Origin of the sequence: Roseivirga sp. 4D4 (assembly GCF_001747095.1) — a bacterium.
In the GTDB taxonomy this organism is placed as follows: Bacteria; Bacteroidota; Bacteroidia; order Cytophagales; family Cyclobacteriaceae; genus Roseivirga.
Genome location: NZ_MDGP01000001.1, coordinates 4,027,314 through 4,044,924, shown reverse-complemented (window position 1 = coordinate 4,044,924; position 17,611 = coordinate 4,027,314). Strand labels below are relative to the sequence as shown.

Here is a 17,611-nt window from a genome sequence, read left to right as displayed (position 1 = left end):
TACGAAAAATTTATGAAAAAGTCTAAACCCATTTTACTCCTTGTTGCATTTATGTTGCTCCCTTTGGCATCGCTAAAGGCACAGGATATTTCAATTCAATTGGGTAAGGATGAAGTAGGGTTAAACGAACTTTTTACGATTACAGTCACCCTGCAGAATGGTTCGATCAAAAGCTATTCTGACTTTCCAGAGATTGATGGATTTGCCAAAAGAGGAACTTCCTCTTCGAGCAAAACCAATATTGTTAACGGACAGATTACCTCATCACAGAGTATCATACAAAGATACTTACCACTTGAGGAAGGCACCTTCACTTTGAACTCCTTTACCATGGAACTCAACGGGACCTCCATTAGCTCTAATGGTAAAACCATTAAGATTACCCCTCCGGTTGAAAGAAGAAGAAACAGCAGACGTAACAGGTTTGACCCATTTGATGATCTTTTCGGTCGAAATGAGCCCCGAAAAGCTCCAGAATTCGTTGACGTCAAGGAAGACGCCTTTCTGGCCTTAACTACCGATAAAGATGAAGTTTATGTAGGTGAGGGGTTCACCACAACTTTTGCATTCTATGTTGCAGATGCCAACAGAGCACCCCTTCAGTTTCATGAAGCTGGCAAACAACTTTCAACCATACTAAAAGACCTCAAACCAGAAAACTGCTGGGAAGAGAACTTCAATATTGAGAACATTTACGGAGAAAGGGTGACCATAGGTGGTAAGAACTATACGCGCTACAAAATTTATCAAGCCGCGTTCTATCCACTAAACTTAGAGCCTGTAGTTTTCCCTTCTGTGCCCTTCGAAATGATTAAATATAGGGTGGCTAAATCCCCATCCTTCTTTGGTCGAGACAGAGAAGAAGACTTCAAAACTTTCAACACTAGAGAGAAAACCGTGAAGGTAAAAGCACTCCCTCCTCACCCACTTAAGGATGCGGTAGCGGTTGGTGATTTTGAGTTGGACGAGAAAATTGACAAGACAACCGTAGAAACTGGTGAAAGCTTTGAATACACCTTCAACATTTATGGTGAAGGCAACATAGCTGGTATTCCTGATTTAACTATTCCTTCTACCAAAACCATTGATATTTATCCACCAAATGTCAGTCAAGATATCAATCGTGGTTCGGGCAGAGTCACTGGATCTAAGCAGTATAGCTACTTCGGAATTCCAAATGAGCCCGGTGACTATGACCTAAAAGACTACTTCGGATGGGTTTTCTTTAACCCTGAAAAAGAGACCTATGATACCTTGAAATCGACCGTCAAACTCAAAGTGACTGGCGAGAGCAAAAAGAACGTTTCTATTTCCTCAACAGACCTCGGTTCATTCTATGACAATATAGATGTAGCCTCGAACGAATTGAAGAACCTCAACGAGGATAAAACTGCCCAGATTATTGCCAATCTGCTAATTATAGCTATGTTAGCGGGCGCAGGATATTTGTTCTTCAAAAAGTAAATGGGTAGCACTTTCGGTAAAATTTTTAAGATTCACACCTATGGTGAATCGCATGGACCAGCCTTGGGAGTAATCATTGATGGATGTCCCGCTGGACTGGAGATTGATGAATCTTTCATTCAACTGGAACTAGATAGAAGAAAGCCTGGTCAATCCAAAATCACTACGCAACGAAGAGAAGCGGATGAATTCGAGATACTCTCAGGCGTCTTCGAAGGTAAATCTAGTGGAACACCGATCAGCATACTGATCAGAAATCAAGATCAAAAGAGCAAAGACTACTCCCACATAGCCGATAAATTTAGACCATCGCATGCCGATTATACCTTTCAAGCCAAATATGGTATCAGAGATTATCGTGGTGGTGGAAGAAGCTCAGCTCGAGAAACTGTAGCACGTGTTGCTGCTGGTGCTATCGCAAAATTACTATTGAAGCATTACGGCATTTCTTGTAGCTCATATGTCTCACAGGTTGGATCACTCAAATTAGAGAAACCCTATCAAGAGCTCGACTTAAGCAAAACAGAAGACAATATTCTCAGATGCCCCGATCCACAGACGGCCGAGGCAATGATCGAGCTTATCGATCAAACCAGAAAGAACAGAGACACAATTGGCGGGGTAATTACAGGGGTGATACAAGGCACTCCCGCTGGTCTCGGAGAACCGGTTTTTGACAAGCTTCATGCAGAACTTGGGAAAGCTATGCTGAGTATTAATGCGGTTAAAGGCTTCGAGTATGGAAGTGGTTTTGATGGCATAAAACTCAATGGTTCGGAACACAATGATGCCTTCTATACCGAAGGTGGTCAGGTAAAGACCAAAACCAATTACTCAGGAGGTATTCAGGGAGGCATCTCTAACGGGCAAGATATTTACTTCAATGTTGCCTTCAAGCCAGTGGCCACCATTATGCAAGATCAAGAAAGCATTAATGAGGCAGGTGAGCGCGTTACAGTTTCAGGCAAAGGCCGACATGATCCTTGCGTAGTACCTCGTGCAGTGCCGATCGTTGAAGCAATGTCAGCTTTGGTAATTGCCGATTATTTGCTAATTAGCAAGGCTAATCGATTGTAACTAAATCCATTATTCTGTTATGAAAAAACTTCCTCTGCATGTCAAAATCATGATTGGACTAGTAGCTGGTATCATTTGGGCTTTCGCTTCAAGTGCTATGGGCTGGAACCAGTTTACTATCGATTGGGTCGATCCTTTCGGTCAGATTTTCATCCGTATGCTGAAGTACATTGCCGTGCCGCTTGTACTATTTTCAATCATCAGTGGTATCTCGGGGCTAAAAGACATGTCCAAGCTGGGCCGCATGGGTGGAAAGACCTTAGGCTTCTACCTTGTAACGACTGTTGCAGCTGTTGGTATCGGTCTATTATTGGTAAATGTTATCAAGCCAGGAGCACTCGTAGATGAAGAGTCGAGAATTAAAAATCGACTGAGCTACGAAACATGGGCCAATTCTAATGGAATCGAGATTCTAGATGGCAAAAACTTCACAAACGATCCAGCTTATGCAAGCTATGATCGAGCTGAAGAGATGACGGAAGCTCAAAAGCAAATGGTTGCCGAAAAGCAAGCAGCTGCTTCTGAAAATAAAGACGCTGGCCCACTCAAATTCCTAGTGGACATGGTGCCACAGAATATAATACTGTCGCTTGGAAATGACAAGCTGATGCTCCAAGTCATTTTCTTTGGCATCTTCTTCGGCATATGCATGGCTGCCCTGCCAGATGAAAAAGTTGCTGGATTATCATCCTTTGTTAATGGGGCCAACGAGGTGTTTTTGAAAATGGTAGACTTTGTAATGAAGGCTGCACCATTCTTCGTCTTCTGTCTATTGGCAGGGGTTGTCGCCAAGATGGCCGATACCCCAGGCGAAGTATTCGAAATTTTTAAAGGGTTAGCTTCTTATTCTGTAACACTCGTAGCTGGATTGCTATTCTTGATCTTCATCTTCTATCCTACAATTGTGAGGGGCTTTGTGAAGTCATTGACCTATAGAAAGTTCTTCAAGAAAATTGCACCAGCGCAGTTTCTTGCATTTTCAACCAGTTCGAGTGCAGCTACACTTCCTGTAACAATGGAAGTAGTTGAAGACAATCTGGGTGTATCAAAAAATGTATCCAGCTTTGTATTGCCGATCGGAGCAACCGTTAATATGGATGGTACCAGTTTATACCAAGCCGTAGCAGTAGTCTTTATGGCACAATTGCATATGGTAGACCTATCCATTACTCAACAATTAACCATTGTCTTGACAGCCACCTTAGCTTCTATCGGTAGTGCTGCGGTCCCTAGTGCCGGATTAGTGATGATGGTAGTCGTATTACAGTCAGTAGGCCTTAATCCAGCTTGGATTGCCATTATATTCCCTGTGGATAGACCACTGGATATGTTAAGGACTGTAGTGAATGTTACAGGAGATACTACAGTTTCTACGATAGTCGCAAAATCCGAAGGAGAATTAAGAGAAGTCTAAGAACTTATAGGCTAACTTTGCAGTTATAAGTTCTAATTCAATAGAGAAATGAAAGCTGTAAATATATACATGGAAGCCAATCCCAATCCTAACTCTATGAAGTTCGTAGTGAACTTTATGTTGCTTCAGGATGGTGTGAGCTTTGATTACCCAAATGCAGAAGCTGCAGCCGATTCCCCTTTGGCGCAAGAGTTATTCAAGCTACCAAATGTGGAACGTGTCTTTTACATGAGCAATTTTGTCACAGTCACAAAATCAGAAGATGTAGACTGGATTGAAATCCAAGATGGGATTCGAGATGTTATCAAACCTTATCTCGAGGCTGAAAAACCTTTGATTCTTGAGGAGTTGGATAAGGATCCTTTATTCGATGAAAACGACTCTGAGGTCGTCAAAAAAATCAAGGGTATCCTTGATGAATACATTCGACCAGCAGTTGAACAAGATGGTGGCGCTATCGGATTCTCCTCTTTCGAAGGTGGTGTAGTAAAAGTTAACCTGCAAGGTTCCTGTAGTGGATGCCCAGCATCAGCTGTTACTTTAAAGTCAGGCATTGAAAACCTACTGAAACGAATGCTTCCAAACGATGTAACCGAAGTGGTAGCTGAGGGAGTTTAAGGTTTGAAAAACTTATTCAAAGGCCATCTCATTCAATTGGGATGGCTTTTTTTGGCCCGATGGACAATCGATTGCATAGCAATCCAGAGATCACCAGTACTTAGTTGTCTGGCAAAAGCTTATTTTTGATTAACACAGATCAATATGACAAAGACGATCAAGAGAATTGGGGTACTGACCTCAGGTGGAGATGCGCCTGGCATGAATGCAGCCGTTAGGGCTGTTGTCAGGGCGTGTATATATTATGACCTCGAAGTATTCGGAGTTTACAAGGGCTATGATGGTCTTATCAATGGCAATATTGAGCAACTCTTTGTAAGATCTGTATCCAATATTTTGAGTCGAGGGGGTACTTTCCTATTATCTGCACGTAGTCAGGAATTTCGTACGAAAGCGGGGCGTGAAAAGGCCTATGAAAACTTTAAAAAGTTCGACCTTGATGCACTGGTAGTCATTGGTGGAGATGGTTCTTTTACCGGAGCGGATATTTTCAGCCAAGAATTTGATGTGCCAGTTATCGGAATTCCTGGAACAATCGACAATGATCTGGCAGGTACCGATTATACCATTGGATTTGACACTGCCTGCAATACAGCCCGAGAGGCCATCGATAAAATTAGGGATACAGCCTCCTCCCACGAGAGGCTTTTCTTTGTAGAAGTTATGGGTCGTGACGCAGGATTCATTGCGGTTAACTCGGCAATTGGTGGTGGTGCGGTCGCAATGGTCGTTCCTGAGCATAATTGGACTGTCGAAGCCTTAATAAAACGCCTTAGAAAAGGTGCCGCGAATAAGAAGGCCTCTAATGTTGTCATTATAGCAGAAGGTTGTCATCTAGGCAATGCCTATGAAGTGGCAAAAGAAGTAAAACAAGAGCTAGATTACTTTGACATTCGAGTAACAGTTCTGGGTCATCTTCAGCGTGGTGGATCGCCTACCACAATGGATCGTGTATTGGCAAGCCGACTTGGAGTAGCAGCGGTTGAAGGTTTAAAAGACAACCAGTCGAAAGTAATGGTGGGTATGATCAACAATGAAATTGTCTATACGCCTATCGGTCATGCGGTCAAAACTGAGAAGAGACTCGGGGATGAAGAATTTAGAATTGCTAAGATTCTATCGATATAAAAAAAGGAGGCAATTGCCTCCTTTTTAATTTCATTAAGAACTTCTTAATTTCTGTTTATCGCATTAAGCTCTTCGAAAGCTTGTTCCAATCGCTTAACTATACTCTCCTCACCTTTTCTTAACCATACTCTAGGGTCATAGAACTTCTTGTTTGGAGAATCTTCACCGTCAGGATTACCAATCTGAGCTTGTAGATAGTCTTTCTTGTCCTTATAGTAAGCATGTACTCCATCCCAGCATGCCCATTGAATATCTGTATCAATGTTCATTTTGATAGAGCCATAAGAAGTAGCCTCCTCAATCTTAGAAGCTTCAGAACCTGATCCACCATGGAATACAAAGAACACTGGTTTCTCTTCCGTTCCGAATTTCTCTTGAATATAGGTTTGAGAGTTCTTTAAAATCTCAGGTCTTAATTCAACATTACCTGGCTTGTATACACCATGTACGTTCCCGAAAGATGCCGCCACAGTGAAAATATCACCCACTTGCCTTAAAGCGTCCCAGGCTGCAGCCACTTCCTCAGGTTGTGTGTAAAGTCTTGAAGAATCTACATCAGTATTATCGACACCATCTTCTTCTCCTCCAGTAATACCTAGTTCGATTTCGATGCCCATCTCAATAGCGTTCATTCGCTCGAAATACTTACAGCTAATCTCGATGTTTTCTTCCAGGCTTTCCTCAGAAAGGTCGAGCATATGAGTACTGAACAATGGCTGTCCATGCTTTTTGTAATAAGCCTCACCAGCATCTAACAAGCCATCAATCCATGGTAATAGTTTCTTAGCTGCATGATCGGTATGTAGCACTACTGGCACGCCATAATGCTCCGCCATTTGATGAACGTGCATTGCACCAGATATCGCTCCCTGAATAGAGGCGTTATAATCTGAGTTGTCTAGTGACTTTCCAGCATAGAAAGCCGCACCGCTTACCGAAAACTGCACCATTACTGGAGAGTTTACTTTGCTGGCCACTTCCAAAACTGAATTGATACTATTGGTACCTATTACGTTAATGGCGGGGAGTGCAAACTGATTCTCTTTTGCATAGTTCAGGCAATCCTTGAGTTCCTGACCGTAAAGCACACCGCTTCTGAATTTTCCCATGTTAATCTTTTGTATATGAGTTGATAATACGTGGTGCAAAGAAAAGAAAAAATAGTTTCAGAGCGAACTCAATATTAATTCAAATCGAAGCCCCTTAAAACACTTATAGCGCAAACAAGTCGCGCTATAAGTAAAGTAAACTATAATAGAAATGGAGGAAATTACTGACAATAATTCAGAACAATCGTTCCCACAAAAGGTTCTTAAACCGTTCTTAGCTTATTGCTTAGACCAAAGTAGGGATTATTAAATCAATTATCAATCTAACTCACTTAAGGCCAAGGCCATACCAGCCTTTTGCAAACGATTGAAACTTGCTTTACTGCTCGTTTTCGCGAATTAATTTTTTTTCAAAAAAATTTTGCGAACTACTGATTAGTCAAAAGATATGGACATATTTAACTTCCAATACGATAGATTATTTTAGAGTAGTACCAGATGAAGAGCGGGCAGGTTACAATCAAGGATATTGCGAAGGAACTGAACATATCATGTTCAACAGTCTCACGGGCATTAAAAGACTTCCCTGGTATAAGTCCTACTACCAGAAAAGCCGTGGTAGAATTGGCCGACAAATACAATTACCGACCCAATGCCATTGCCCTAAGCCTTAGAAACCAAAAGACTAATGTTATTGGGGTGGTGATTCCCGAAACCGTGCATTTCTTCTTTTCTACTGTAATCAGTGGTATTGAAGACGAAGCGATGAAGGAGGGCTACAATGTAATGATCTGCCAATCCAACGAACAGTACGAGCGTGAAGCCGACAGTATAGATGCCCTAATGGGTGCTCGTGTAGATGGATTACTGGTATCAATCTCAAGAGAAACATCAGATTTGCAACACCTGGAGAAAGTGGTCAAAGAAGGAACCCCCATGGTCTTTTTCGACAGATTGGTTGAAGGCATGAATGCTTCTAGTGTAATTGTGGATGATTATCAAGGGGCCTATGATGCCGTGGAACACTTGATAGAAAAGGGGTCTAGAAACATTGTTCATCTTTCTGGGCCAGACAACCTGATCATTAGCCGTAAGCGAAAAGAAGGATATATCTCCGCACTGGAAGATCACGAAATTCCTCTGAACGAAGAATACATTATAGAATGTAGGCATGGTGAAGAAGCTGAAGCTGAGAAGGCCATGACGCATTTATTGGAAAGTGGAAAAGCGATCGATGGTGTTTTTGCCAACAATGATATGGCAGGCCTTGGCGCGATGAGTGCCATTCTTAAGGCCGGAATCCGAATTCCTCAAGAGATAGCTGTAGTAGGTTTTAGCAATTGGAGATTCTCCTCGCTAGTAAATCCCAGCCTCTCGAGTATTTCACAACCAGGGTATGAAATGGGCCGTGAAGCTGCTCGCCTCATACTAGAGGAGATCAATGCTAAAGAGCCTGGAAAAAGGCAAGTCAAGATCCTGGATACCGAGTTGATCGTTAGAGATTCATCTAATCGTAATTAATACTCGATTCATTGCAAACGTTTGATCAGGCCCCATTCGCCTAAACTCATTCTATTCATTTATTAAGCCTAGTTTTGATGCAAATAGGCTGCAGTTTTTTAGCTAATATAGAAGGCTATTTAACCACGAGTCAACGCATATAATTGACTAATTCATGAATTTCAGAAACGAATCTTTAGGCGCCATCACATCATTTCAGGTGCTTAATAATACCATTGAGGGAGAGGCAGGCAATCGAAAGTTCAGATTGACACCCTACAATCATAATATCGTGAGAGTACAGGTTTCAAAATACGAGACCTTTGATGAGTACCCTTTTTCGGTCGTTATGCAGCCCGAGAATATCGCTACCAAAATCTCAGATAGTAGCGAAGAAATTCTGTTGACTACTGAGGCTTGTGAAATGAAAGTCTCAAAGTCACCTTTCAGAATTAGCTTTTACAATCGCCAAGGAGAACTACTCAACGAAGACGATCCGACTTTTGGAATCAGTTGGTTGGGAGAAGAGGTGACAAACTATAAGTCGCTGGCTCAAGATGAAATTTTCCTTGGCATGGGTGAAAAAAGTGGAGGTCTCAATCGGAGAGGTTCATCGTATGACAATTGGAATTCGGATGCCTTTGGTTTCAACAATGACACCGATCCGCTTTATGTGAGCACACCGTTTTTTATAGGTGTTCGAGAAGGAAGACCATATGGTATCTTTCTAGACAATACGTATAAAAGTCATTTCAATTTTGGCACCTCCAACAATGATCGCTTCAGCTATTTCAGCGCTTCTGGAGGCGATTTGAATTACTACTTTATTCAGGGAGATACCGTCAATGACGTAATTCAACAATATTCAAAACTTACAGGCACTATCCAGATGCCTCCTAAGTGGAGCTTGGGTTTCCAGCAGTGTAGGTATAGCTACTATCCTGACCATGAAGTATACAATATTGCCGATACATTTCGAGAAAAGAAGATTCCTGCCGATGTCATTTACCTAGACATTCATTATATGAAGGACTATATGGCCTTCACCTTTGACAATGAAAGATTTCCCAACCCTAAAGCCCTCATTGAAAAACTTATATCCCAAGGATTCAAGGTTGTAGTGATTCTTGACCCAGGTATCGCCACTAAGAAAGGCTATGGTACTTACGATCGAGGCTTAGAAAAAGATGTCTTTGTGAAATACCCTGATGGCACTGCCTATGAAGCCAGTGTATGGCCAGGCAACAGCCATTTTACGGATTTTACGGATAAAAAAGGAAGAGACTGGTGGGCCGATGAGTTGAAATTCTATACAGACCTGGGCCTAGAAGGCTTCTGGAATGATATGAATGAACCGGCATGCTGGGGACAGGACATTCCCGATATGGTTGAGTTTGACTATGACGGTCAGCAAGTAACACACAAAAAGGCGCGCAATGTCTATGGATTCCAAATGGTACGTGCCACCTATGAAGGGGCACGAAAACAGATTGGCAATAAGCGACCATTTACGCTGACACGTTCAGGCTTCTCAGGCGTACAACGATATTCCGCAGTGTGGACAGGAGACAATGTCGCAGGTGATGACCATATGCTACTAGGCGTGAGGTTGGTCAATAGCCTTGGCATGGCTGGGGTGCCTGTGGCGGGTTATGACGTTGGGGGGTTCGTAGAGGAAAGCAGTCCACAATTATTTTCCAGATGGCTGGCGGTCGCCACTTTTGCCCCTTTCTTCAGAGTTCATAGCATGGTGAATGTAAGAGATTCTGAACCATGGGCTTATGGTGAGGAAGTTGAAGAGATCTCAAGAAATTATATCAACCTCCGCTATAAATTGATGCCTTACCTATATTCTCTCTTCTACAGGGCGTATCAAAACGGCACACCAATCAATAAGTCACTGGCTGTTGATTATACCAACGATCCAGAAATATATCACGGCAATGCTCAGCATGAATTTACACTAGGCGACTGGTTGCTCGTTTGCCCAACTACCAGCCAACAAGAGTATGCCAAAATCTATCTACCTGAAGGCAATTGGTATCGATTCTTTACGGATGAAAAAGTGATTGGAGCTCAGCATTTGGTGATCGAAACGAGTATGGAAGACCTTCCTGTGTATGCCAAAGAAGGAGCAATTATCCCATTGCAAAACGTAGTTCAAAATACCCAGGAAGTGCATGACGGTGAAATGAAGCTTCATATCTATCATGGTGATGTAGAAACATCGCAACAATATTTTGAAGACGATGGGGAAACCTTCGATTTTGAGCAAGAGGCCTTTTACAGGAGGCAAATGACTTTCAATGGGAATGAAAAGCGAATTGTCTTATCAGAAAAAGAGGGAAATTTTCAGAGTTCATTCAAAAGACTAAAAGTCTATTTACATGGTTTTGAGTCTACCGAATTTCAAATCAATGGACAAAAGGCCGATTTATCTACCGAAGACATCAGGCTAATCGAGCCTGTAACAGAATTTGACCCACTTCCCCAAAGAGACAAGAAGAACTATCTCATCTCAGATATTAACTTTATAGAAACAGATTTTATTGATTCAGAAATTGAAATCATATGGAGCTAAAAATAATCAACATGAAAAAGTATTGGACTATTGCCCTAGCAGCTTTAATACTGACAGCATGCGGAGAAGGCAACACAGAAACAAAAGAAGAATCGGTAGCCGTTGCCTCTAATGTAAAACACCCTGAGTGGAGTAAAGATGCGGTGATTTACGAGGTAAATATTAGGCAGCATACACAGGAGGGAACCTTCAATGCCTTCACCAAAGACATCCCAAGATTACAGAAGATGGGGATTGATATTCTTTGGCTTATGCCCATTCACCCTATTGGGGAAAAGAACAGAAAGGGGACAAAAGGAAGTTACTATGCAGTGAAGGATTATAAAGCTATCAACCCTGAGTTCGGTACGGAGCAAGACTTTCGAAACTTAGTGAAAACGGCTCATGACAATGGTATGAAAGTACTGATCGATTGGGTGGCCAATCACACCGCTTGGGACCATATATGGACTGAGACCAACCCTGAATTTTATACCAAGGATGAAGCTGGCAACTTCATGCCGCCAGTTGCCGATTGGGAAGATGTAATCGACCTCAATTACGACAATCAAGAACTAAGATCTTCAATGACTGAAGCACTCAAATACTGGGTAGCTGAATTTGACATCGATGGTTATCGCTGTGATGTTGCTGGAATGGTCCCGACTGATTTCTGGGATAATGCAAGGAAAGAGCTTGATGCGATTAAACCCGTTTTCATGCTGGCCGAAGGTGAAGAAACCGAACTTCATATGGATGCCTTCGATATGTCATACTCTTGGGAGTTGATGCACTTAATGCGTAAAGTAGCATCTGGGGAAGAATCACCACAAGCTATCAAAGACATGTATGATAGAGATTTTAAACGATACCCAAAAGGCTATTACAAAATGAATATCATCACCAATCATGATGAGAATAGCTGGAACGGAACCGCTGACGAGTTCTTTGGTCCTGCTCAAGAAGCCTGGTTCGTCTTTGCTGCTACAACTTATGGTATGCCACTTGTTTATTCTGGTCAAGAAGCGAATAACAAAAAACGCATTGAGTTTTTTGAAAAGGATCCAATCGATTGGTCCGGAGGGTATCCTTTCAGCATACTCTACCAAACACTTTTCTCCATAAAAGAAGCAAATCCGGCTTTATGGAATGGTGATTTTGGGGGAAGTCTAGAATGGATTGAAACAACTGCAGATGATAAGGTTTTGGCTTACAAACGCGTCAAAGATGATCGAATGGTGATCGTTTTGATTAACCTGACCGATGAAAAACTAGAATTTGAAATAGACCAAGATTACCTGGCTATGCAGAGAGTCTTCGGGGGAGGCGTTTTTACGGTTACTAAGAACCAGGTGATCGCTCCCTATCGCTATAAAGTCTTTATGAAGTAATTACTATGACAAAAAAACCTCGCCTCAGTTTTGCCCAAATCTGGAACATGAGTTTTGGGTTCCTGGGTATTCAAATGGGTTTTGCGCTTCAAAATGCAAACACCTCTCGCATATTTGAAACCCTTGGTGCCGATACAAAGAACCTTGCGATCTATTGGCTCGCGGCTCCCGTAACGGGATTGATAATGCAACCCATTATCGGCTATTATTCAGATAGAACTTGGAGTGCTCGTTGGGGCAGAAGAAGGCCATATTTTGCCGTTGGGGCTGTTACCGCTACCATTGCATTGTTGCTAATGCCCAACTCCCCCACCCTTTGGATGGCCGTGGGAGTTCTCTGGATTATGGATGCCTCGATCAACATAACCATGGAGCCATTTAGGGCATTCGTTGGAGATCTCCTGCCAGATGAACAAAGAACTTCTGGTTTTGCCATGCAAAGCTTCTTTATCGGTATCGGAGCATTGGTCGCCTCATTTATGCCTTGGATTTTTACCAACTGGCTCAACATTCCAAATACGGCACCGGATGGTGAAATTCCTCCTTCGGTTAAATATGCCTTTTACGTTGGTGCAATCATGTACTTGATTACTGTATTATGGACTGTTTTCACTACTAAAGAATACCCGCCTGAACCTGATGAGAATCACGATGCTCCAGCTATGGAAGAGTCCGAAGAAGGCTTCTTCACGAAAAAGTTTATGAAAGTAGGCGCCATTCTAACGATCATTGGTGCTGCCTTTTCATTCTTCGTTTACAATGCAGAGATCGACCCTCAGCTTCATGTACTAGGAGGCGGTTTTATGTTCTTTGGTCTAATCCATTTACTTGGAGGACGCCTCGTCAAAGCTCGCAAAACAGCCATGGCCCTTGTCCACATCGTAAAGGACTTTAACAGTATGCCCAAGACCATGATTCAATTAGCGGTTGTTCAGTTTTTCTCATGGTTCGCCTTATTCTCGATGTGGATCTATTGCACACCAGCGGTGACATCCCATATCTATGGCTCATCTGATACAACCTCACCTATCTACAATGAAGGCGCTGATATGGTAAGTAACCTATTTGGAGGTTACAATGGCATTGCAGCCATTGCGGCTATTTTCATCCCTTTCATTGCTAGAAAGACAAGCAGAAAACTTACACACCTAATCGCTCTGACACTTGGCGGTTTAGGCTTGATTTCGATGTATTTCGTTTCTGACCCACAATGGCTTTGGGCAAGTATGGTCGGAGTAGGTATTGCTTGGGCCAGTATATTATCCGTACCCTATGCTATTCTATCAGGCGCACTACCCTCAGACAAAATGGGCTACTACATGGGCGTATTCAATTTCTTCATTGTAATTCCACAAATTGTTGCAGCCGCATTATTAGGCTTCATCCTGAATACATTTTTTGGTGGCGAAACGATTATGATTCTAGTCACGGGTGGTGTTTCAATGATTATCTCAGGGTTCTTAACCCTCAGGGTGAATGATACTCATTAGCACATGAAAATACTCTATGTAAAAGGCAGCCAGCAAGCTGCTTTTTCTTTTTAAATTCAGACAATCATAACAGCGCCATGAAGAAGATTTTTTTACTATCCATACTTTCATCTACACTACTTTTTAGCCCTTCTCCGAGACAAGAGACTTTATATGAAACCTTTGTAAAAATCAATGCCGAGGTTCTAGCCAATTCTAGGGCTTATGAAACTTTAAAAGAAGCTACTTCCACTATCGGACATCGCCTTACAGGCTCAGAAAATGGTGCTAAGGCCGAAGAGTATACCCATGACCTGTTAAAGTCTTATGGTCTAGATGTTAAATACTTTCCTTTTGAGGTGGAAACCTGGATGCGCGGAGATATCGAAGTCCAAATAGGGGACTTGAATAAAAGAAACTACGAGACTTACTCTGCAGTAAGCCTTGCACATTCTCCTGTCTCTGCGGATATCGATTTAGAAATTGTCGATATGGGCAATGGGCTGGAAGCTGATTACGCAGCAAAACCCGGGGCTGTCGAAGGTAAAATAGCACTCGTTTACATTGGCATTTTACCCGATTCACCAAAAGGCAGCTCTAATCTACATCGCTCTGAAAAGACAGCCTTAGCCACCGATAATGGCGCTAAGGGCATCATCATTATCAATCAGGTAGACGGTGGGGTTTTACTGACTGGTACAGCTTCTGTCACGGGCGGATTAATAGATATTCCTGCAGTGTGTATTGGTAAAGAAGATGGATTAGCCTTGAAAGAAACGCTCAAAAAATCCAAAAAAAGAGCCAAGATCAGTATGACTAATACCTCTGATCAGATTAAGGCCAGAAATGTAATTGCCACAATTAAGGGATCCGAGTTACCAGAAGAAAAGATTATTGTTGGCGGACACTTAGACTCATGGGACTTAGCCCAAGGTGCCATAGATAACGGTATTGGCTCATTTGCGGTATTGGACATGGCAAGAACTTTCAAAGCCTTAAACCTAAAACCCAAAAGAACCATAGAATTCATCATGTTTATGGGTGAAGAGCAGGGGCTCCTTGGCTCAAGGGCTTATGTCGATGCGGCACTGAAGGACGGCTCCATTGATGCAATCAAATATGTCATGAATCAAGATATGTCGGGTAACCCTAGAGGCTTTAATGCTGGTGGACAAAAAGGAGCTGATGCGTTCTTCGATAGAATTGGTGAGCATATCATGGCAATTGACTCTACCACGTTCACAAATTCAAATAGTAATAGTGCTGGCCTCCACAGTGATCACCAATCATTCATGATTCAAGGCATTCCGTACACCTCTCCTAACTCCAACCTAGATCGATCCATATATGGCTGTTATCACTCTGACTGTGATGATTTCAACCTTGTCAATGAGGAGCATATTCGAAATAATGTGAGGTTTTCTTCTATGATGCTATATGCCCTAGCTGATACAGATTCGCTACCGGCCAAGCGACTTAGTGATGAAGAGACAAGGGCTTTCTTGGAAGGAAACGGCCTAAAGCTCAAGCTGAAAATTGGCGGTGACTGGCGCTGGGAGGACTAAAATTGGATCTCCTCAATATCCTAATTCTCTTTGCGATTGGCTTAATAGCAGGAATCATTAACACCTTGGCAGGAGGCGGTTCGCTACTGACACTGCCCGTTTTAATTTTTATGGGCCTACCTCCCAATGTCGCCAATGCTACCAACCGTATTGGAATATTCTTCAATGGAATCTTTGCTATAAAGGGCTTTCAGAGCAAGGGAAGTAAAATAGACAAGTACAGTCTCGGCCTAGGTATTGCGGCATTTTTTGGTGCTATCCTTGGGTCTCTTATCGCAGTAGATATCAAAGGCGAAACCTTTAATAGAATTCTGGCTTCGGTTATTGTTTTGGTGGTAGCCTACATGCTCTTTGGAACGAAACTATCCTCCGGAAAGGAAGAGAGGGTAAGTCCAAAATCAAAAATCTTCGGACTGATTGCCTTTTTCCTAATCGGAATCTATGGTGGCTTTTTACAAGCTGGAGTAGGTTACGTTATTATGGCCGCACTCACTTTTATCAACCAATTCTCCCTACTCAAAACTAATGTCACCAAGGTAATCGTAGTACCCATATATACACTCGCATCTTTGGGAGTATTTATTTACAATGATTTAATCAATTGGGAGCTGGGCATTGCTTTGGCTATTGGTAGTGCTCTGGGTGGATGGCTTACAAGTCGATGGAGTACTCGTGTGAATGACCAGTGGATTCGCTATTTCGTGATGCTGACGGCCCTTGGCTTTGCTGTTAAGTTATTTTTCTTCTAATCATCTGAGGTTTCTTATTTAAAATGGCAATCGGTATTTTCAACTATGGATAAAGAGCTTGCCGGACTTAGGGCTTCTTTTGAACGGTACATCAAACCTACGGATGAGGAATTCAGGCTATTTGCTAGACATTGGACTCCATTTTCGTTTGAAAAAAACACCATTATTACTGATTTTGGCGAAACGGAGCACTACTTCTATTATGTACATAAAGGGCTCATAAGAGGTTACTTCTTGAAAAATGGAGTCGAGTACAACTTAGGATTCTCTTATGACGGTGAGTACAGTGGGGTGTATGATTCCTTCATTGCACAACAGCCTAGCACCTGGACATTAGAAACCATCAGCAATTCTAGCGGACTACGAATTGAGTACAATAAGCTAATGGAATTACTAGATGAACATCGCCTTATGGAAAGGTGGATTCGATTATTCTATCAGCAGGTTTTGGTGGGCTTTGGCATATTCACGAAAAGTATTTTGGGAGATTCTGCCGAAGAACGATTTAACCGCCTGATGAATCAGAGCCCACATGTGCTTCAAATGATCCCTCAAAAACATCTCGCATCTTATCTCGGAATGACCCCAGAAACCTTCTCAAGAATGAGAAAAAAGTCGATGAAATGATTTCTTGATATAGATCAACGGCCTTTTGATTCTTCTTTCAGAACTTGCCATCATAAATGAAGCAAAAATGGTCATAAACGCGTCAAAACATATCGATTCATCACTAAAGGACCTGCAAGGCATCCTGGATGAAGTAAAAAAAACAATCAAGGGAGTTGATGATGCCACTCTAAATACTCCAGAAGCAGAAGGAAAATGGAGTATGCTGCAATGCCTTAAGCATATGTCCATTGCGGTCGAGGTCTATAATACCAATACCTTAAGTGCACTGGAATCTGCTCAAAATGGAACCAACTCCTCGGACTACAAGTCTCACTGGAAAGGTGACATGTTTGTGAAAATGATCTCTCCAAAGGAAAATGGTGAGATCAAAAATAGTATGAAGACTTTCAAAACCATGAATCCTCATAATTCCCTAGCGGTCGATGATACAATCAAGGAGTTCTTTGCTCAACATGAGGAATATTTACGCTTGATCGAAAAGTCAAGAGCCTATGATCTTAATCGGGTAAAAGTGAATACCGCCTTGGGTCCGATGGTCAAACTTAGGCTGGGAGATGCCTACAGGTTTATCATAGGTCATGCCCATAGACACTTGATTCAATTAAAAAGAATCAAGTCTGTCGTGACGGCATAAATATCTAATTCCCTAACTTGTCTCTGTCAATGGCAGAACAAGACAACAACTCAGAAGAAGAAAACAACCAAGAAGACTTCTACCCGAGACGAAGAGGCTTTGGTAGTATAGGTACAGGCATTGCCATAGGCATTGGTATAGGCGTTGCCATGGATAATATTGCCATAGGTATTGGAGTAGGAATTGCCATGGGGCTCGGTTTTGAAATGATTAATCGAGCCGCCAGAAAAGGCAAATGATCTTACATCCCCAATCCGTCAATTAGAATCCTTGCCCTCTATTTAGCCCTATCGTCTTTATTTAGATAGTGAAATTGATGCCGAACACTTTGGCAAAAGACAAAACGTATACATTGCTCTTAAG

The 17,611-nt window shown here is 42.2% G+C and carries 15 protein-coding genes; 14 read left to right on the top strand and 1 reads right to left on the bottom strand.

The features are described 5' to 3' along the window. The first annotated feature begins 12 nt into the window (after window positions 1–12). The 5 genes from BFP97_RS17670 (at window position 13) to pfkA (ending at window position 5,701) form a co-directional block, all read left to right on the top strand. Window positions 13–1,464, top strand: a complete 1,452-nt coding sequence (locus BFP97_RS17670; protein ID WP_069843692.1) for a BatD family protein — start codon at window positions 13–15, stop codon at window positions 1,462–1,464. Next, complete coding sequence (gene aroC, locus BFP97_RS17665) at window positions 1,465–2,541, top strand: chorismate synthase (RefSeq protein WP_069843691.1); 1,077 nt, start codon at window positions 1,465–1,467, stop codon at window positions 2,539–2,541. Between the two features lie 19 nt (window positions 2,542–2,560). After that, window positions 2,561–3,955: a dicarboxylate/amino acid:cation symporter gene (locus BFP97_RS17660; protein WP_069843690.1), complete on the top strand. Its 1,395-nt coding sequence runs from the start codon at window positions 2,561–2,563 to the stop codon at window positions 3,953–3,955. A 48-nt stretch (window positions 3,956–4,003) separates the two neighbouring features. Continuing rightward, window positions 4,004–4,573 carry a NifU family protein gene (locus BFP97_RS17655; protein ID WP_069843689.1) on the top strand — a complete coding sequence of 190 codons (570 nt, stop codon included), beginning with the start codon at window positions 4,004–4,006 and terminating at the stop codon, window positions 4,571–4,573. 144 nt (window positions 4,574–4,717) lie between these two features. Further along, window positions 4,718–5,701 (top strand): 6-phosphofructokinase, encoded by a 984-nt coding sequence (gene pfkA / locus BFP97_RS17650; RefSeq protein ID WP_069843688.1) that lies wholly within the window; start codon window positions 4,718–4,720, stop codon window positions 5,699–5,701. Between the two features lie 44 nt (window positions 5,702–5,745). On the opposite strand, the gene fbaA is transcribed toward pfkA, so the two are convergent. After that, the gene (gene fbaA / locus BFP97_RS17645) at window positions 5,746–6,810 is read right to left on the bottom strand and encodes a class II fructose-bisphosphate aldolase (RefSeq protein ID WP_069843687.1); all 1,065 of its coding nucleotides are present in this window, start codon (window positions 6,808–6,810) and stop codon (window positions 5,746–5,748) included. Window positions 6,811–7,248: 438 nt separating this feature from the next. Between fbaA and BFP97_RS17640 the strand changes: the two genes are divergently transcribed. The 9 genes from BFP97_RS17640 to BFP97_RS17600 all read left to right on the top strand — a co-directional run bounded on the left by BFP97_RS17640 (window position 7,249) and on the right by BFP97_RS17600 (window position 17,487). Further along, a complete protein-coding gene (locus BFP97_RS17640) occupies window positions 7,249–8,271 on the top strand; it encodes a LacI family DNA-binding transcriptional regulator (RefSeq protein ID WP_069843686.1) in 1,023 nt (340 codons plus the stop codon). 154 nt (window positions 8,272–8,425) lie between these two features. Then, window positions 8,426–10,831, top strand: a complete 2,406-nt coding sequence (locus BFP97_RS17635; RefSeq protein WP_069843685.1) for a glycoside hydrolase family 31 protein — start codon at window positions 8,426–8,428, stop codon at window positions 10,829–10,831. A gap of 11 nt (window positions 10,832–10,842) precedes the next feature. After that, window positions 10,843–12,201 (top strand): alpha-amylase family glycosyl hydrolase, encoded by a 1,359-nt coding sequence (locus tag BFP97_RS17630; RefSeq protein ID WP_069844379.1) that lies wholly within the window; start codon window positions 10,843–10,845, stop codon window positions 12,199–12,201. Window positions 12,202–12,206: 5 nt separating this feature from the next. After that, complete coding sequence (locus BFP97_RS17625) at window positions 12,207–13,691, top strand: MFS transporter (protein ID WP_069843684.1); 1,485 nt, start codon at window positions 12,207–12,209, stop codon at window positions 13,689–13,691. 77 nt (window positions 13,692–13,768) lie between these two features. Next, window positions 13,769–15,235 carry a M20/M25/M40 family metallo-hydrolase gene (locus BFP97_RS17620; RefSeq protein ID WP_069843683.1) on the top strand — a complete coding sequence of 489 codons (1,467 nt, stop codon included), beginning with the start codon at window positions 13,769–13,771 and terminating at the stop codon, window positions 15,233–15,235. 2 nt (window positions 15,236–15,237) lie between these two features. Further along, entirely contained in the window at window positions 15,238–15,984 is a 747-nt protein-coding gene (locus BFP97_RS17615; protein ID WP_069843682.1) for a sulfite exporter TauE/SafE family protein, read from the top strand. Window positions 15,985–16,029: 45 nt separating this feature from the next. Continuing rightward, window positions 16,030–16,611, top strand: coding sequence for a Crp/Fnr family transcriptional regulator (locus BFP97_RS17610; protein ID WP_069843681.1), 582 nt, complete (start codon window positions 16,030–16,032; stop codon window positions 16,609–16,611). A gap of 67 nt (window positions 16,612–16,678) precedes the next feature. After that, window positions 16,679–17,248 (top strand): DinB family protein, encoded by a 570-nt coding sequence (locus tag BFP97_RS17605; RefSeq protein ID WP_139135357.1) that lies wholly within the window; start codon window positions 16,679–16,681, stop codon window positions 17,246–17,248. A 29-nt stretch (window positions 17,249–17,277) separates the two neighbouring features. Beyond that, window positions 17,278–17,487 carry a hypothetical protein gene (locus BFP97_RS17600; protein WP_069843679.1) on the top strand — a complete coding sequence of 70 codons (210 nt, stop codon included), beginning with the start codon at window positions 17,278–17,280 and terminating at the stop codon, window positions 17,485–17,487. The last annotated feature ends 124 nt before the right edge of the window (window positions 17,488–17,611 follow it).